Here is a 16,075-nt window from a genome sequence, read left to right as displayed (position 1 = left end):
GGGCCCCATCTTTGGACGTATCGCTCGGCCGGGTAACGCGACGGCGCCCCGCGACGCAGAACCGCATACGGGCGCGCGAGCGCCCTACGACGCGATCACGGCCGGGGTGACTCCTGTGGGGGGTGGCCACCCTGGCCGTGACCGCTTTCCCCGCTTCCGGGCACCGGTCCGGGCGCTGTTGTGCTCAGCAAACCAGTCCCAGGCCACTGACCTGGGGCGCACGTTTTGGAGCGGGTGACGGGAACCGAACCCGCGCTCTGAGCTTGGGAATCTCTGGGGCGTGCATGCCTCATTGTGCGTCTGACCTGCGTAAACGTGGACTGCGAGGCAGAGCGAAGAAGGTCAGTGGGGGCCCGTGTTGACCGTGCTTTACCGCCCGTTGAGGCACGCGGAGGGCATGGGCGTCTTCGGGAGGCAACTGCTTCCCGTCAGGATTCCCTTGCCTGCGGAGCCTGGACGGCAGCCGTTGAGGTCGACGCATTTCCGTCGAATAGGGGTGAGCGCCGATGCTGAATATCTCATGCCGCAACTGCAGAAATGGCCGCTGCTGCGGTAGGGGTTTTTTACCCTCTCGAAAGCGTCGGGATCATGCGCCGCGCATGGCCGCCGGTACCGTGCTACCGTCGATCCCAGTTGCAGTTGTGGTTCCCAAGACTTCAAGCGTGCTCGCTGTCGTACAGGCGGAGCGCTTTCGTATTTCCGGTGTTTATTTCCGGACGGGCAATCAACGCAGCGACACGGAGCCCGCACGGTGTGGGTTCCGGGCACTGCCCCGAAGGAGATATGACATGGCTACTGGCACCGTGAAGTGGTTCAACGCGGAAAAGGGTTTCGGCTTCATCGAGCAGGAGGGTGGCGGCGCCGACGTCTTCGCCCACTACTCGAACATCGCCGCCCAGGGCTTCCGTGAGCTGCAGGAAGGCCAGAAGGTGAACTTCGACGTCACGCAGGGCCAGAAGGGCCCGCAGGCCGAGAACATCGTTCCCGCCTGACGCTGACGCGTACACCGTAGCTGGGGCCCGCACCTTGGGTGCGGGCCCCAGCTCGTTGCTTTTCGGTATTTCCCGTGTGCCCCACAACGGGCCACGCAAGCGGTATGTGGGCAGCCAGTTCGACTTCCCGACCGCTATGACACGGCGGGCAATCCGCCCGGATTCGCGATCTGGCAACTGTCCCGCTTTTCTTTGCGGCGTTTCCGGTCCCGCTTCGGCGTGCGGGGTCGACGTAGTTCCGCCCCGCTTCGTTTCATCTCATTTCATCGGTTCGTTCTTGCGATTCTTTGTGTGCGGTTCATTGCCGCCGGGAATTCCTCGACGTACCGCATCGAGGAAGGTTCTCCATGAACCGCACAGCTCGCACGAATGACCGCTACTCCCGCTCTGCCGGCTCGTCCGGCTCAGGCCGCGGCGGCTACCGCTCCGGTGGGCCGAACCGCGCGGGCACGGGCCGTTCCGGGGGCCCCGGACGGCGTCCCGCGGCACTGCAGGGAGAGTTCGCCCTGCCCGTCACCCACACTCCCGCCCTGCCCCCGGCCGAGAGGTTCGCCGAGCTGGACATGCCGTCGGCGCTGCTGGCGGCCCTCAGCGCGGAAGGTGTGTCCGCCCCGTTCCCCATCCAGGCCGCCACGCTGCCGAACTCGCTGGCCGGACGCGACGTTCTCGGCCGCGGACGCACCGGATCGGGTAAGACGCTGGCCTTCGGTCTGGCCCTGCTGGCCCGCACCGCCGGACAGCGCGCCGAGCCCCGTCAGCCGCTGGCCCTGGTCCTGGTCCCCACCCGGGAGCTGGCCCAGCAGGTCACCGACGCACTCACCCCGTACGCCCGGTCGTTGAAATTGCGGCTGGCCACCGTCGTCGGCGGGATGTCGATCGGCCGGCAGTCCAGCGCACTGCGCGGTGGGGCCGAAGTGGTCGTCGCCACGCCGGGACGGCTCAAGGACCTCATCGAGCGCGGCGACTGCCGACTGAACCAGGTTGCCATCACCGTGCTGGACGAGGCCGACCAGATGGCCGACATGGGCTTCATGCCTCAGGTCACCGCCCTGCTCGACCAGGTCCGGCCCGAGGGGCAGCGCATGCTCTTCTCGGCCACCCTGGACCGCAACGTGGACCTCTTGGTCCGGCGCTACCTCACCGACCCGGTGGTCCACTCCGTCGATCCCTCGGCGGGCGCGGTCACCACGATGGAGCACCACGTGCTGCACGTTCACGGTGCCGACAAGCACGCCGCCACCACCGAGATCGCGGCCCGCGAAGGCCGGTCGATCATGTTCCTGGACACCAAGCACGCCGTGGACAACCTCACCAAACACCTGCTGAACAGCGGCGTCCGTGCCGCGGCCCTGCACGGTGGCAAGTCCCAGCCCCAGCGCACGCGCACTCTGGCCCAGTTCAAGACCGGGCATGTCACCGTCCTGGTGGCCACCAACGTCGCGGCCCGCGGCATCCACGTCGACAACCTCGACCTCGTCGTCAACGTCGACCCGCCGAGCGATCACAAGGACTACCTGCACCGCGGGGGACGCACCGCCCGCGCCGGCGAGTCCGGCAGCGTCGTCACCCTCGTCCTGCCCAACCAGCGCCGCACCATGAATCGCCTGATGGCGGACGCGGGCATCACCCCGCAGTCCACCCAGGTACGCTCCGGCGAGGCCGAACTGAGCCGCATCACCGGCGCCCAGGCACCGTCCGGTATCCCGGTCACCATCGCTGCACCGGTCGTGGAACGCGCCAAGCGCAGCGGCTCTTCCACGCGCGGCCGCCGCAGCCGCCCCGCCCAGGCTCGCCGTGCCGCCGGATCATCCCGAACCGCGACACCGACTGCGCGGCAGACCCCCTCGGCCCCGGCCGCCTAGGCCGGTCCCGGACGATCACGCTCAGCTTGCCGGATCACCCTCGTCACGGAGACTGCCGTTGATGCTTCAGAGCTACCCCCAGGCGGACTGCTCCGGCAAGGTAGCCGGCGACGTCATGTCGTCGCCGGGACCACAGGTCGGCGACGACATGATCGTCGACCTGGCGCTGTCCGTCCTCATCGGGGCCCGTGCCGACCATCTCCTCGTCCGTGACGAGGACGGGCGGTGCACGGGCCTGATCACCCGTTCCGAGATGACAGCCCACCACCAAGGCTCCTGGTACACCGAGGAGACCCGGTTGCGGGACCTCACCTACGACCGTGGGCCCTTCACTTCGCCCGTGATGTCTGTACGCGACGCGGAACGCGCCATGCGCCAACGCGCGCTGCGGGCCTCACCCGTGATCGGTGAGGACGGGCACGCCCTGGGCGTCGTCGTCCTCACCTGTTGACCCCTCTCCGCCCGGGCCGGCGATCCGTTTCCGGCTTCTCTTCGACCTTGTGGAGGCACTATGCGCGTCGTCATCGCCCGTTTCCCCTTCGACCTGCTCAAGACCGAGGTGCAGGATGCGATGAAGGGCATCAAACCCGAACCCGTCACGGGTGAGTCCGTGCTCATCGGACGCCACCATTACCCCGTCAAGCAGGTCGGGGAGATCATCACCCGGCAGGACCGCCGTGACTTCTCCGCGGGTGAAGTGACCCGAGCCCTGAGCCGCCTCGGCTTCGTGTGCCGCCCGGCTGCCGCGCTCGTGCCACCGACCAATCTCACACCACTGGAGACGGCCTCGGCCTTGCTGGGGCACCCGGCCCAGGCCTGACCGCACCGCTGTGGGCAGAGAATCCGCCCACAGCGGCCACCTCAGGGGTCGGAACAGCCCAAGGTTTCTCAACTGATTGCTCTGCTCCGACTCCACCCTGCCGGCGACGTGGTGACAGTCCATGCCCGGCAAGCAGGCCCCGCGGTCCGGTGCAGACCTCCCCAAACGCTGTTGCGGGAGACTCCTGCCGTGGCTACCCGGTGGAGGCCCAACAGTCCGAAGGAGGGCGGAAGCTGTGTCCCGCGAAGCCGCCGAATCCGGAAGTGCGCCCCTCGCCCCGGTGAGGGGAGAACGTGCTCCAGCGGGCCAACCCAGCGGAGCGCACCGTGACAGGCCCGGGGGAGGGCTCTCACCCGGCTGCTGCTCTGGTGGAGCGGGCGGCCGACCTGGTGGAGCCGCTGAAGCCGAAGCTTCGTGGCAGGCTTCACCACGCACTACCTCGCCATTTCCCTTGCCGCCTGCTGACCACCGCGGTGTCCGGGCTCGTGGGCCTCGTCTGTCCCGTGTCCCGATGGCCCACCCGGCCCCGATGGCCCACCCGGCCCCGATGAGGCGCGAAGCCTCGGACGCTGCCGCGAGATCAGGGACACCTCGACCGTGGTGCTCGGCCCGGTTGGCGTCAGGCTGACGGCGGAGTTCAGATGTCGGTCTTGAGGCGGGGCCCGGAGGATGAAATGCGCAGTTCTTCGTTGATGCGCCGAGCTTCGTCGAGCTGGTCTTCGAGGATGATGATGCGGCAGGCGGCGTCGACGGGGTTTCCCTGGTCGACGAGTTCGCGGGCGCGTGCGGCGATACGCAACTGGTAGCGGGAGTAGCGGCGGTGACCGCCCTCGGAACGCAAAGGCGTGATCAGCTTCGCTTCACCGAGGGCCCGCAGGAAGGCGGGGGTGGTGCCGAGCATTTCGGCGGCTCGCCCCATGGTGTAGGCGGGGTAGTCCTCGTCGTTGAGACGGTCGTGAGAGTTTTCTGCGGTCATTTGCACCTCTGATCGGGGAATGCATCGTGGGGCCCTGGTGCCGAACACGCACCAGGGCCCCGAGGGATTTGAACACCATCTGCCGGCTACTGCGATGCCGGCCTTCTGTTTCCGCACCGTCGCCCGGGAGAGGGCGGGGAGTGCGGGGATCGCGGATGCGTGACCGGGGACCACCTTCCAATCCGGGGCCTGCGGTACCCGGGCGGACTCACTTCCTCGCCCGGGCGATCCTGATGGCGTCTGCCTCCTTCTCTTCCTTCTGCTGACCTGCTTGCTACTGCGGATCCTGCTCGCGGCCCCAGGGGCCGCCACCAGGCCCGGCAGTCAGTCGCGGGGCCCACCTGCATACCCTTTGGCCCCGCGGCTCCACTGCCGTGCCTCTTCTGGCACTGCATGCGCGGCAGTTCGACCTCTGCCGCGCCTTTCGATCTCTTGGCTACGACGAAAAGCCTAACCCCCGAGGCGGCGCATGTCTACTGCCGACATGACAGGTTTTCTGCGAAGGTGATGGTCGCGCTTCTGTCGTCCACGCCTGATGGAAACTGCACTGGGAAGCGCGTTGCCGAGGTGTGGGAACCGAAGGGGCGGGCACACTGCCTGCCACGGCAAAAGGCGCAACGGGTCACAGGTGGGGTGTACACGCATGAACGGTACGAAGATCATCAGCGCCCCTCACCCCGTGCCGACCGTGGTGCGGGGCGAAAGCCCGGAAAGCATTCACCGGGCCCGCGTGGCGGCCCGATCATTCACTGACAACCTCACACCAGTACCGGACCCCGAGCGCGCGGACGCTTTCCTCCTGGTGGTCTCCGAACTCGCCACCAACGCCGTGCGCCACGGCGGCGGCCGGTACACCCTCCAACTCTTTGCCGGCCCGGACACGCTGACCGCCGCGGTCAGCGACCTCAGCTCAGCGGCCCCCCGAGAACGCACGCCTGACCTCAACGGTGGCAGCGGTGGCTTCGGCTGGCACATGATCCGCCACCTCACCAGCCACCTGGCCATCACCCCCGCCCCAGGGACCGGCAAAACTATCCATGCCCAACTCCCCCGGTAGCGGGCCCTGCGCTTCCGCTACCGGGGCTTCGTTTACGCCGACGACCCGGAGAATGCCGTCATCGACCTCCCCTCCGCGCACATCTGGGACACCTCGTTTCGGTGCCTCCTGGTCGCGGCTGGTGGTGAGCGGCAGATCCGCCGGAACCCCTGCCGCGGATAGGGCACGCGGAGGGCACGCCATCCCGCAAGAGTTCCGGACAACGAACAAGGCCCAGGTCGCCGACCTGGGCCTCAACTATGGAGCGGGTGACGGGAATGGAACCCGCGACGACCGGTATGCCCGTCCCTACGCAGTGGATGAACCCTTCGCTTGCCGGCCCCCGGGGGTCCGGCGAGGACGATTCGCATCAGCGGAGGAATCCTTCGTAGTTGCGCTGCTGAAGCTGGCTCTCGATCTGCTTCACGGTCTCCAGGCCCACGCTCACGATGATGAGGATGCTCGTCCCGCCGAACGGGAAGTTCTGGTTCGCGTGGAAGAGCACCAACTCCATTGTTGGTACGAGCGCGATCAGCCCCAGGTACAGCGAGCCCGGCCACGTGATCCGGTTGAGCACGTAGCTGAGGTACTCGGCCGTCGGGCGACCAGCCCGGATGCCCGGGATGAAGCCACCGTGCTTCTTCATGTTGTCGGCGACTTCTTCGGGGTCGAAGCTGATAGCGACGTAGAAGAAGGCGAAGAACACGATGAGCAAGACGTACGCGGCGAGGTAAACGGGGTGGTCCCCCTTGGTGAAGGTGGTGGCGATCCAGGTCGCCCATGCCGCCTTCGACCCGCTGAACTGTGCGATGAGCGCCGGGAGGGAGAGCAGCGATGACGCGAAGATGACGGGAACCACACCCGCCTGGTTCACCTTGAGCGGGATGTAGGTGGACGTACCGCCGTAGGACCGGCGCCCGATCATGCGCTTCGCGTACTGCACCGGGATCCGCCGCTGAGCCTGCTCGACGAAGACCACCAGGGCGACCATCGCCAGGCCCACCGCGATCACCGCGAAGAACTCGATCCAGCCGCCGGCGAGCTCGCCCTGGAGCTTGACCTGCCACAGCGCGCTCGGGAAGCGGGCGGCGATCGAGATGAACATCAGGATCGACATGCCGTTGCCGATACCGCGGTCGGTGACCAGCTCACCGAGCCACATGGTCAGGCAGGTGCCGGCGGTCATCGTGATGACCATCGTGATGGTGGTGAAGACCGAGCCGTTGGGCACGATGTGGCGCGTGCAGCCCTGGAAGAGCGAACCGGCGCGGGCGGCATTTACGAGGGCGGTGCCCTCTACGGCGGCGAGCGTCACGGTCAGATAGCGGGTGTACTGGGTGATCTTCGCCTGGCCGGACTGGCCCTCTTTCTTGAGGGCCTCGAGTCGCGGGATCACGACGGTCAGCAGCTGGAGGATGATGCTCGCCGTGATGTACGGCATGATCCCCAGCGCGAAGATCGTGATCTGCAGCAGCGCTCCACCGCTGAACATGTTCACCAGGCCGAACAACCCGCTGTCGGCGTGGGGCCGTTCCATGCAGAACTCGACGTTCGCGTAGTTCACCCCTGGGATCGGGATGTGCGCTCCGATCTGGTAGAGCACGATGATGCCCAATGTGAACAGCAGCTCCTTGCGCAGGTCGGGCGTCTTGAACGCTCGGGCGAACGCGGTGAGCACGGTGCCTCCTGCGCCTCCCGCCACTTTCAGGGCAGGGGGGCGACGGTCTTGAGGATCGACGAATACGTAAGCGGCTGTACTGTGCGGAGTTCGCCCGCACGGCGGGTTCTGAGGCAGGACCCCGTGGCCGACTTGGTTGCGCAGGGTGCGGTGCGCGCAAACGAAGTCGCCGTCTCTCTCGCCCAGGTGTACGGGCACTGGGCTTCCGTACACACCCAGCGGGACCGCTTGAATGCGGCCAGGGCGCTACCTGGCGGTCGAGGTTTGTGCCGGCGTCGGAACCGGCTCGGCGGTTGAGGGACGGTACGGCATCGGCACCGGACCGGTGGTTGAGGCGCAGGTCGGCATCGGAACCGGCTTGGGGGGTGAGGTGCGGGTGGGCATCGGAGGCTCGGGGGGCGAGGAGCGATACGGCGTAGGCACCGGCCGGGTGGTTGACGTGCAGGTCGGCATCGGCGCCTTCGTGGCACTGGGCACGGAGCGGGGTGTCGACGGGACCGATTCGGCGGGGGTGCCGGGGCGGCGCTGAGGGCCGGTGGGGCCGTCCTGAGCGAAGGAGCTTGGCAGGACCATCAGTCCGACTCCGAGCCCGGCAGCGGTCAGTACTGATCCCGTGGCCGTCCAGGCCGCTCGAGCCCGCCGGCGTGCGCGAACGCCAGCCTGCAGCCGGTCTCGGTGCCGGTCCTCATAGAGCGTGTCCTCCTGGCTGTCGCGCATCATCCGCGCCAGCTCCTGCTCGAAGTGATCCATGGCTCCCTCCTCACTCCACCGGCTCTGCCTCAGCCAGAAGCTGACGCAACCGTGCAACGCCGCGTGCCGTCAGTGAACGGGCGGTACCCACCGGACAGCCCAGTGCCTCCGCGACATCCCGCTCGGGCAGGTCCTGGTAGTAGCGCAGCACCACCGCAGCCCGCTGCCGCGCCGGCAGCAACGCCAACACGGCCTCCAACCGGGTCTGCTCGTCCACGGCAGCGGTCTCATCTGCCACCTCGGGCGGGTCAGGCAGCTGGTCCACAGGGTGCTCGCCCCACCAGCGACGCCGTGCCGAGCGAGCCGCAGCACGGGCCAAGACCCTGCGCACATACGCCTCGGGCGCCTCATTGGCCACCTTCGGCCAGGCAAACCACAGTTTGACAAGCGCTTCCTGCAGCAGATCCTCGGCCCGGTGCCGGTCTCCACCGGTGAACAGCCGCGCCAGGTGAAGCAACGCCGACCACCGAGCCGCCACGAACCGGTCGAACTCATCGGCCCGCAACTGCCCCATCAGCGTTGGCCGTGGTTGACCGTTCCCACTGGTGCGGCCCCCCCCAGAACGATGGACCCTGTTAGTCAATTCCGCCCTGCTGGATCTCATCCAGCAGGGCGGAGTGCCGCGAAGGGTGAGACGCAGGTGCCGCTTCCCGCCGGACCTGGAGGCAGCCAAGCTGCAATACCTCGCTGCTCCTCCAGGAGACCGCCGTGATGAACCGGTCCGGCTGCGCGGGGTGCGTGACGCCGCAGGCCGGCACCAGGGCGCGGCGGCAGCGGACCGAGGACGGCTTGACACCACGCGCACTCCAGACACGCACGATTCCCGAACACGCTATTCGGCAGTCACAGTTCGGGTAGTCACAGTTCCGGCGTCACGGATCGGCAGTCGCATGTTCGGCAATCGCACTTCAGGCATGCACACTTCGGCCTCGTAGAAGCCTGACAAATGTCATCAGTGTTGATGAGAAGGGTCGTTCAGCGGGAGGACGGCGGGGACGGCGGTCGGTCGAGATAATCGAGACGACCAAGATCGCTTATGTGATCGACCGCAGTACAGGAAGTTGTCACGGGAGACTCCATGCCCCTGCCCCGCCCGGCCCGCCGTCGTACCCGGGTCGCCACTACCGCCACGGCCGTTCTGCTCTCTCTGACGGCAGCGGCGGTGCCCGCACAGGCCGCAACCGCCCCCGCGCCCGGCGCCCACGCCGCCGCGGGAACGACGGCCCACCCGGGCCATCTCGACCACAAGGCACTGGACGAGAGGCTGGCGGCGCTGCACACAGCAGGTATGTACGGCAGTTACGCGGCTGTCCGGGAGGGCCGGGACGAATGGCGGGGCGCGGCCGGTGTCGCCGACATCGCCACCAACCGCCCGGTCGGGCCGCAGATGCGGCAGCGCGTGGGCAGCATCACCAAGGCGTTCACCTCCGTCGCCGTACTGCAGCAGGTCGGCGCGGGCCGGATCGATCTGGACGCCCCCATCGCCCGCTACCTCCCCGACCTCGTCCCCGGTGAACGCGGCCGGCAGATCACCGTCCGCATGCTGCTCAACCACACCAGCGGCATCGCCGATTACATACCCGGCGCCTTTCCCTCCCTTCTCAAGGGGAGCACCGAGAGCATCGACGCCAACCGTTACCGGCACTTCGACCCCGAGGAACTGGTCCGCTTCGGCCTGCAGGCGGCACCCACGGGCAAGCCCGGCGAGAAGTGGTCCTACGCCAACACCAATTACGTCATCGCGGGGATGCTGCTCCAGAAGGTCACCGGCGAGAATCCTCAGGAGTACATCACCCGCAACGTCATCCGTAAGGCCGGGCTGAAGCACACCTACTTCCCGGCCTCCGCACGGATATCCGGGCCGCACTCCAAGATGTACGAATCCTTCTTCGGGCTGATCAGCCCGGCCCGCGACTACAGCACGTACGACCTTTCCTGGGCCGGCACCGCCGGGGCGCTGGTCGCGACAATGGAGGACGTGAACGGCTTCTACCGGGTGCTGCTGACCGGCAAGTTGCTCGCCCCCGCCGAACTCCGCCAGATGCAGACCACCGTCGAGGCCAAGGACGAAAAGGGCGATGTGCTGATGCACTACGGCCTCGGCATCGGTGCGATCGACACCGTGTGCGGGCGCTTCTGGGGACACACCGGCTCGGTGTGGGGCGCCGAGACGGTGACGTACTCGACGCCCGACGGCAAGCGCCAGATGACGATCGGGTTCAATCGCGCCAAGTACCAGCAGGTCGACGCGACGGGGCGGGTCAAGCCGGGGCCGATCGACGCCGCGATCGGAGCCTTCCAGGCAAAGGCGATGTGCGACAACGATGCGCCCGCCGAGCCGGGCACCGAACCGGGACCGTCCGCGCCCCCGGCCGCACCCGCACTGAAGACTCTCGCGGAGCAGCCCGTCCCGCTCACCCAGCCGCGGGCTCTGGTGTTGCCGGGCCGCTGACCCCGGCGACATCCCGCTGACTGCCGTACCTCATACGGGGGTTGGGGTGCGGCAGGCGGCGGCCCGGGCGGGCGCCGCGGGGCGCGGTCAAACGTGCTCCGGAGACATCGGCTGCTCCTGGGCGGCTTCGTGCTGCCCGCGGCCGAGGCGCGCCTAACGCGGGACGACAAGAGGCCCAGGTCTCCGACCTGGGCCTTCGCTATGGAGCGGGTGACGGGAATCGAACCCGCGCTCTGAGCTTGGGAAGCAACGGGGTCTGGGCCGATCGTTCAGCTCTGACCTGCGGAAATGATGCTTTCCTCATTGTCCGGCGGTGTCCCGTCGCGCCCCTCGTGACCGGTGTTGACCGGGCTGAAGGGCATGGATGGGGCACGGTCGTTCGCGACGCTTGTGGAGTAGTGCTTTTGGCCGCCGATCCGTGTGGAAACGTGGCTTCCAGGAGTCCGCCGTACCGTCAGATTGCGCACGCACCGCTGGGCAAAGTTCCCGGGGCTTCCGCATCGTCCCGCCAGCTCCTTCTCCGGGGCCGCCTGATCGCAACTGGTGCTCGGGCGCGGCGCTCACGCGGTGGCCCCGACGGCCTATATCTCGGCCGAGGTGCCCAAGGTGCTCACCCCCGAGGCCGTGCAGGCGACCGAAGTCGTCATCAGGATGGGCTGCGGCGACACCTGCCCCGTCTTCCCCGGCAAGCGGCGCCTCGACCGGCAGTTGCCCGATCCCGCCGGTCAGGGTGTCGAGGCCGGGCGGCCACCCGTGACGGGATCGGGCAGCGCGTTCGCGGACTGCTCGACGAGATCGCCCTGAGGGGAAGGCGTGAGCATGCTGTCGGGTCACCGGCGCCGAGCCGCCAATGCGCCGGGACAGTGCACCTAATGCGGTATCGAATGTGCTGTTCACCGCCACTCGTTGATGGCTGTTACGAGGACGGTCGCCTCGTAAGGGACTGCGAGCTTGCCGTGTGGGGCGCCACGGCCCGGTGCCTCTCGGGGTCAGGTCTCGTCGGGGTGTGAGGGGCGCGGCCAGGTGCGTCCGTCGATGCGTTCGATACTGGTGTTGAACCGGCGGAGGTAGCCGGCGAAAGCGGCGATCTCTCCCTCTGGCCAGTCAGCCATGACGAGGTCCAGGGCGCGGATATGGGCCTCGCGCTCTTCGGTGAGGCGGCGGGTGCCTTCTTCGGTGATACGGAACTTGCGGGCCATGCCTCCTTCGGGGTCGGGGATCCGGTCGACGAGGCCGGCGCTTTTTATGGCGGCGGTGCGACGGTTCAGGGTGGAGACGTCGAGGCCGAAGGCGTCGCTGAGCTCGCCGATGGACATCGGGCCCTGGGCCGCGATGCGGCTGAGCAGGATGTAGACGCTGCGTTCCATCTGGCTGCCCGCGGGACGGCTGTCGGTATCGCTGAGGTACCGATGCCGACCGAATACGAGGTATTCGAGCTCGACCAGATACGTGGGGCCGCCCATGGCGAATGTCCTTCCCATTACTGCGGTGACCTGCGAGTTCCGTGGGTCCGGTCTCAAGAATGACAGAGATGTGTCGCGTGAACACGTTATGCGCGGCACACATTGTGTGCGATTCGCAATCTTTGTGCGTGATGCACGTCATGTGTATGGTGCACATCAGTCGTCGGCCCTGCACCCCTGAGGAGCCTGTCATCTCTCCCGAACAGACCACTTCGCGCACCGGCGGGATCGTCGCCACGCTCGCCTTCACCGGCACCGTGGCCGCGATCATGCAGACCTTGGTGACCCCGCTGATCAGCGAGCTGCCCCAGTTGCTGCACACCTCCCCGGCCAACGCCTCCTGGGTCATCACCGCGACGCTGCTCTCGGCCGCCGTGTTCGTGCCGATCAGCGGACGCCTCGGTGACCTGCTGGGCAAGCGGCGCATGCTGCTGGCCTGCTGCATACCGCTGCTGATCGGGTCGGTGCTGTGCGCCCTGACCTCCTCCGTCGTGCCGATGATCATCGGCCGGGCGCTGCAGGGCATGGGCATGGGCCTGGTGCCGCTGGGCATCAGCCTGCTGCGCGATGTCCTGCCGCCCCAGCGTCTGGGCTCCGCGATCGCGCTGGTCAGCGCGTCCATGGGGATCGGCGGCGGCCTCGGCCTGCCCATCGCCGCGGCGGTTGCCGACTACGCCAGCTGGCGTGCGCTGTTCTGGGGCGCCGGCGTCCTGACCGTAGCCATCATCGTGATGATCTGGTCCCTGGTGCCCGCCCCCGCCACCCGCGCTGTGGCCGGGGGGCGCTTCGACTTCGTCGGCGCCCTGGGCCTTGGGGCGGGGCTGGTCTGCCTGCTGCTGCCGGTCTCCAAGGGTGGCGACTGGGGCTGGGGCAGCGCCCGGACCCTCGGCCTGTTCACCGTCGCCGCAGCCATCCTGCTGCTGTGGGGGCGGTGGGAGCTGCGCAGCGCGGACCCGCTGGTGGACCTGCGGGTGACGGCCCGACCGCGGGTGCTGCTGACCAATGGTGCGTCGGTGCTGGTGGGCTTCGGCATGTACGCCCAGGCGCTGATCATGCCGCAGCTGTTGCAGCTGCCCGAGGCCACCGGCTACGGCCTGGGGCAGTCGATGCTGGCGATGGGCCTGTGGCTGGCGCCCGGCGGTCTGATGATGATGGCCGTGTCCCCGCTGGGCGGTCGGCTCTCGGCCGCGCGCGGCCCGAAGGTCACGCTCATCGCCGGATCGTTGGCCATCGCCGTCGGCTACGGCCTCTCGATCGCGCTGATGGGATCCACCTGGGGCGTGCTGGCCGCGACCCTGGTCGCCAACGCCGGGGTGGGCCTGGCCTACGGCGCGATGCCCGCGCTGATCATGAGCGGTGTCCCGCTGTCCGAGACTGCGTCGGCCAACAGCTTCAACACCCTCATGCGCTCGCTGGGCACCTCCGTGTCGGCCGCGGTCGTGGCCGCCGTGCTCTCGCAGATGACCGTCACCATGGGCGGCTACCCCCTCCCCTCGGAGAACGGCTTCCGTGTCGGCCTGCTGATCGGCTGCGGCGTCGCCCTCGTCGCGGCCGCGGTCGCCGCCGCGATCCCCGCCCCGCCCGCCAGTACTGAGGCGGGCGGCACCGCGCAGGCCGTGGCCGCGAAGGACGCCGTCACGGCCTGATCCGGCCCGGACAGCGCCGGGGGATCGCACGCACACCGCACCACGAGGAGGCCCACTTTGTCGCAGGTTGACGCCGGGTACGCAGGTCAGACCGAGGCGGAACAGGCCCATGTCTCCGCCATGTACAAGCTGCTCGACCAGCAGCTCACCGACGTGCGCGAGGAGCTCAGGCGGGTACGGAAGGCACCCGCCGAGAACGCCGGCGAGGTGTATGCGCGCGATATCGCCGTTGAGTACCTGACCGGCCGGCTGGGCCGTCTCGAAGAGGCCGAGGAGGGGCTGTGCTTCGGCCGGATCGACCACGCCGACGGCACGGTCCTGCACATCGGGCGGCTCGGCCTGCACACCGAGGACCGGGAGCTGCCCCTGCTGGTGGACTGGCGCGCGGATGCGGCACGCCCCTTCTATACGGCCACCCCCGTCCATCCGCTGGGACTGCGCCGACGCCGCCACCTGCGCCTGGAAGAACGCACGGTGGGCGAGGTCAGGGATGAAGTGCTCGACGGCTCCGCACCCACCGCCGGTGACGTCGTCGGCGACAGCCCGCTGGTGGCGGCACTGGAGGCGCAGCGCACCGGACGGATGGGCACAGCGGTGTCGACGCTCCAGGTGGAGCAGGATGAGATCGTGCGCTCCTCGCACCGGGGTGTGACCGTGGTGCAGGGCGGCCCCGGCACCGGCAAGACCGTGGTCGCCCTGCACCGGGCGGCGTACGTGCTCTACGCCTTCCCCCGGGCCGCCGAGCAGGGCGTCCTGGTGCTCGGCCCGAACACCCGCTTCCTCGACTACATCGCCCACGTCCTGCCCTCACTCGGCGAGAACGACGTCGTCCTGGCGACCACCGCGGACCTGACCGGGACGCAACCCACCGCCGGCGTCCCGGCCGACGTGGCACGCCTCAAGGGCAACGCCCCCATGGCCCAGGCGCTGGCCGGTCTGGTGCGCGCCCTCCAGGCGCCCAGCGGCGACTTCGCCGTGCAGGTCGGCCAGGAATGGATCCGCCTGGACCGCCAGGAAGTCGCAGAGGCCCGGGACGAGGCCGTCCGGGGCGGATTGGCGCACAACCGGGCGCGGGAGGTGTTCAAGGAACAGCTCATCGACGCGGTCATCGACGCGGTGGAGCGTGGCGCCGTCGACGCGCTGGAGCGCATCGATGCCGAGGTCGCCCAGAGCACCGGCCTGGACCTCGACCGGGCCACCCAGGCCGACCTGCGCACCCTCGGATTCGACGGCCCGGCCGCACACGTGGCCGACGAGTTCGACCGGGACACCGTGCGAGCGGAGCTGGCAGAGAGCGTCCAGGTGGACCGCGCCGTCGGACTGCTGTGGCCGTGGCTGACGCCCGAGGCCGTCGTCAACGCTCTGCTCACCGACGCGGACGTGCTGGCAGCACGGCTGCCGTCGCTGACCGGCCACGAGCACGAACGTCTGCTGCGTAGGGTGGACGCGCCGTGGACCGGCGCCGATCTGCCGCTGCTGGACGAGGCCACGAGCCTGGTGGACGGCCCGCCCGCGCGCACCTTCGGACATGTCGTGGTCGACGAGGCCCAGGAGCTGAGCGCCATGCAGTGGCGCATGGTCGTCCGCCGCTGCCCGGCTCGGTCCATGACCCTGGTCGGCGACTTCGCCCAGGCGGGCCCTGCTGCCACCGCCCGCGACTGGACCGAGGCATTGGGCCCGCACCTGGGCACCCGATTCGCCCTGCACACCCTGACCGTCAGCTACCGCACCACCCAGGAAATCCTGGCGTCCACCCGCGACCTGCTCGCACGGATCGCCCCCGACCAGAGCCCCAGTACCTCGATCCGCCACGGCGATGCGCCACGCAGCCTCACCGCCCATCCCCGCACCCTCGCCACCGCCATCGCCGGGGAACTCAAGGCGCAGGCTGCGGCGAACCCGGGTGACCTGTGCGGAGTGATCTGCGCCGACCCCAGGATGGAGGAACTGGCCGCCGCCGGGATCACCGAGTGGGCGACCCTCGTGCCCGCCTCCGAGGCACGAGGCCTGGAGTTCGACACCGTCATCGTCGCTGCCCCCGAGGAGATCGCTTCGGCCCGTCCCTGCGGCGAGCGGGACCTCTACGTCGCCCTCACCCGGGCCACCAAACGGCTCTGCACCATCACCTGACCGACCGCACGCTCACCATCCGACGCATGCCCACCTGCCCCGGACACCTCCGGGACTGCACAGACGGCGGAGCCGACATGATCGGGCTGCGCTGGCGGCTGATGATCCTCCTTGGCGCCTTCGCCTCGATGCGTCCCGAGGAACTCGCGGAGTTGCGTCGCAAGGACGTCGACCTGGAACTGAGGCAGGTAGCCGAAGCCTCGCCGTCCGCGGGTACGGTCCTGCGCGGAATCCTGGGAGATCCCGTACCGGCGTAGGTCTGGCGCTGAG

At 68.7% G+C, this 16,075-nt stretch carries 13 protein-coding genes and 1 pseudogene; 10 read left to right on the top strand and 4 right to left on the bottom strand.

Annotated features, from left to right (window positions below):
• Positions 1 to 788: 788 nt before the first annotated feature.
• The 4 genes from QT196_RS19245 (at position 789) to QT196_RS19230 (ending at position 3,674) form a co-directional block, all read left to right on the top strand.
• Entirely contained in the window at positions 789 to 992 is a 204-nt protein-coding gene (locus QT196_RS19245) for a cold-shock protein (RefSeq protein WP_006604711.1), read from the top strand.
• 347 nt (positions 993 to 1,339) lie between these two features.
• On the top strand, positions 1,340 to 2,854 hold the full coding sequence (locus tag QT196_RS19240; protein ID WP_168480273.1) for a DEAD/DEAH box helicase: 1,515 nt from the start codon (positions 1,340 to 1,342) through the stop codon (positions 2,852 to 2,854).
• Positions 2,855 to 2,915: 61 nt separating this feature from the next.
• A complete protein-coding gene (locus tag QT196_RS19235; RefSeq protein WP_168480272.1) occupies positions 2,916 to 3,305 on the top strand; it encodes a CBS domain-containing protein in 390 nt (129 codons plus the stop codon).
• A gap of 60 nt (positions 3,306 to 3,365) precedes the next feature.
• Entirely contained in the window at positions 3,366 to 3,674 is a 309-nt protein-coding gene (locus QT196_RS19230; RefSeq protein ID WP_168480271.1) for an SCO5918 family protein, read from the top strand.
• 637 nt (positions 3,675 to 4,311) lie between these two features.
• Here the strand turns inward: QT196_RS19230 and QT196_RS19225 are convergent.
• Positions 4,312 to 4,650 (bottom strand): MerR family transcriptional regulator, encoded by a 339-nt coding sequence (locus tag QT196_RS19225; protein WP_266737370.1) that lies wholly within the window; start codon positions 4,648 to 4,650, stop codon positions 4,312 to 4,314.
• 643 nt (positions 4,651 to 5,293) lie between these two features.
• Between QT196_RS19225 and QT196_RS19220 the strand changes: the two genes are divergently transcribed.
• Positions 5,294 to 5,707: an ATP-binding protein gene (locus tag QT196_RS19220; protein ID WP_168480269.1), complete on the top strand. Its 414-nt coding sequence runs from the start codon at positions 5,294 to 5,296 to the stop codon at positions 5,705 to 5,707.
• A gap of 349 nt (positions 5,708 to 6,056) precedes the next feature.
• Here the strand turns inward: QT196_RS19220 and secY are convergent, their stop codons facing one another.
• Together secY and QT196_RS19210 are read right to left on the bottom strand one after the other, a co-directional pair.
• A complete protein-coding gene (secY, locus tag QT196_RS19215; RefSeq protein WP_290355299.1) occupies positions 6,057 to 7,364 on the bottom strand; it encodes a preprotein translocase subunit SecY in 1,308 nt (435 codons plus the stop codon).
• A gap of 760 nt (positions 7,365 to 8,124) precedes the next feature.
• Positions 8,125 to 8,628 carry a SigE family RNA polymerase sigma factor gene (locus QT196_RS19210; RefSeq protein WP_168480267.1) on the bottom strand — a complete coding sequence of 168 codons (504 nt, stop codon included), beginning with the start codon at positions 8,626 to 8,628 and terminating at the stop codon, positions 8,125 to 8,127.
• 564 nt (positions 8,629 to 9,192) lie between these two features.
• Between QT196_RS19210 and QT196_RS19205 the strand changes: the two genes are divergently transcribed.
• Both QT196_RS19205 and QT196_RS19200 read left to right on the top strand, forming a co-directional pair.
• On the top strand, positions 9,193 to 10,566 hold the full coding sequence (locus QT196_RS19205; protein ID WP_248001210.1) for a serine hydrolase domain-containing protein: 1,374 nt from the start codon (positions 9,193 to 9,195) through the stop codon (positions 10,564 to 10,566).
• Between the two features lie 585 nt (positions 10,567 to 11,151).
• Positions 11,152 to 11,366 (top strand): annotated as a pseudogene (locus QT196_RS19200) (phosphotyrosine protein phosphatase); the annotation flags it as partial.
• Positions 11,367 to 11,555: 189 nt separating this feature from the next.
• Here QT196_RS19200 and QT196_RS19195 read toward each other — a convergent pair.
• Positions 11,556 to 12,029 (bottom strand): MarR family transcriptional regulator, encoded by a 474-nt coding sequence (locus QT196_RS19195; RefSeq protein WP_168480266.1) that lies wholly within the window; start codon positions 12,027 to 12,029, stop codon positions 11,556 to 11,558.
• A gap of 191 nt (positions 12,030 to 12,220) precedes the next feature.
• Between QT196_RS19195 and QT196_RS19190 the strand changes: the two genes are divergently transcribed.
• The 3 genes from QT196_RS19190 to QT196_RS19180 all read left to right on the top strand — a co-directional run bounded on the left by QT196_RS19190 (position 12,221) and on the right by QT196_RS19180 (position 16,062).
• Positions 12,221 to 13,675, top strand: a complete 1,455-nt coding sequence (locus QT196_RS19190) for an MFS transporter (protein WP_248001623.1) — start codon at positions 12,221 to 12,223, stop codon at positions 13,673 to 13,675.
• 120 nt (positions 13,676 to 13,795) lie between these two features.
• Entirely contained in the window at positions 13,796 to 15,805 is a 2,010-nt protein-coding gene (locus QT196_RS19185) for an AAA family ATPase (protein WP_290356682.1), read from the top strand.
• A gap of 26 nt (positions 15,806 to 15,831) precedes the next feature.
• Positions 15,832 to 16,062: a site-specific integrase gene (locus QT196_RS19180; protein WP_211117662.1), complete on the top strand. Its 231-nt coding sequence runs from the start codon at positions 15,832 to 15,834 to the stop codon at positions 16,060 to 16,062.
• The last annotated feature ends 13 nt before the right edge of the window (positions 16,063 to 16,075 follow it).

Origin of the sequence: Streptomyces sp. P9-2B-2 (genome assembly GCF_030406865.1) — a bacterium.
GTDB classification, from domain to species: Bacteria; Actinomycetota; Actinomycetes; order Streptomycetales; family Streptomycetaceae; genus Streptomyces; species Streptomyces platensis.
This window is presented reverse-complemented; position numbering and strand designations above follow the sequence as displayed.

Coding starts and splice junctions, on each gene's coding strand:
- QT196_RS19220 (WP_168480269.1), top strand. CDS start 5,294: ATGAACGGTACGAAGATCATCAGCGCCCCTCACCCCGTGCCGACCGTG.
- QT196_RS19245 (WP_006604711.1), top strand. CDS start 789: ATGGCTACTGGCACCGTGAAGTGGTTCAACGCGGAAAAGGGTTTCGGC.
- QT196_RS19205 (WP_248001210.1), top strand. CDS start 9,193: ATGCCCCTGCCCCGCCCGGCCCGCCGTCGTACCCGGGTCGCCACTACC.
- QT196_RS19185 (WP_290356682.1), top strand. CDS start 13,796: ATGTACAAGCTGCTCGACCAGCAGCTCACCGACGTGCGCGAGGAGCTC.
- QT196_RS19225 (WP_266737370.1), bottom strand. CDS start 4,650: ATGACCGCAGAAAACTCTCACGACCGTCTCAACGACGAGGACTACCCC.
- QT196_RS19195 (WP_168480266.1), bottom strand. CDS start 12,029: ATGGGCGGCCCCACGTATCTGGTCGAGCTCGAATACCTCGTATTCGGT.
- QT196_RS19180 (WP_211117662.1), top strand. CDS start 15,832: ATGCCCACCTGCCCCGGACACCTCCGGGACTGCACAGACGGCGGAGCC.
- QT196_RS19210 (WP_168480267.1), bottom strand. CDS start 8,628: ATGGGGCAGTTGCGGGCCGATGAGTTCGACCGGTTCGTGGCGGCTCGG.
- QT196_RS19230 (WP_168480271.1), top strand. CDS start 3,366: ATGCGCGTCGTCATCGCCCGTTTCCCCTTCGACCTGCTCAAGACCGAG.
- QT196_RS19235 (WP_168480272.1), top strand. CDS start 2,916: ATGCTTCAGAGCTACCCCCAGGCGGACTGCTCCGGCAAGGTAGCCGGC.
- QT196_RS19240 (WP_168480273.1), top strand. CDS start 1,340: ATGAACCGCACAGCTCGCACGAATGACCGCTACTCCCGCTCTGCCGGC.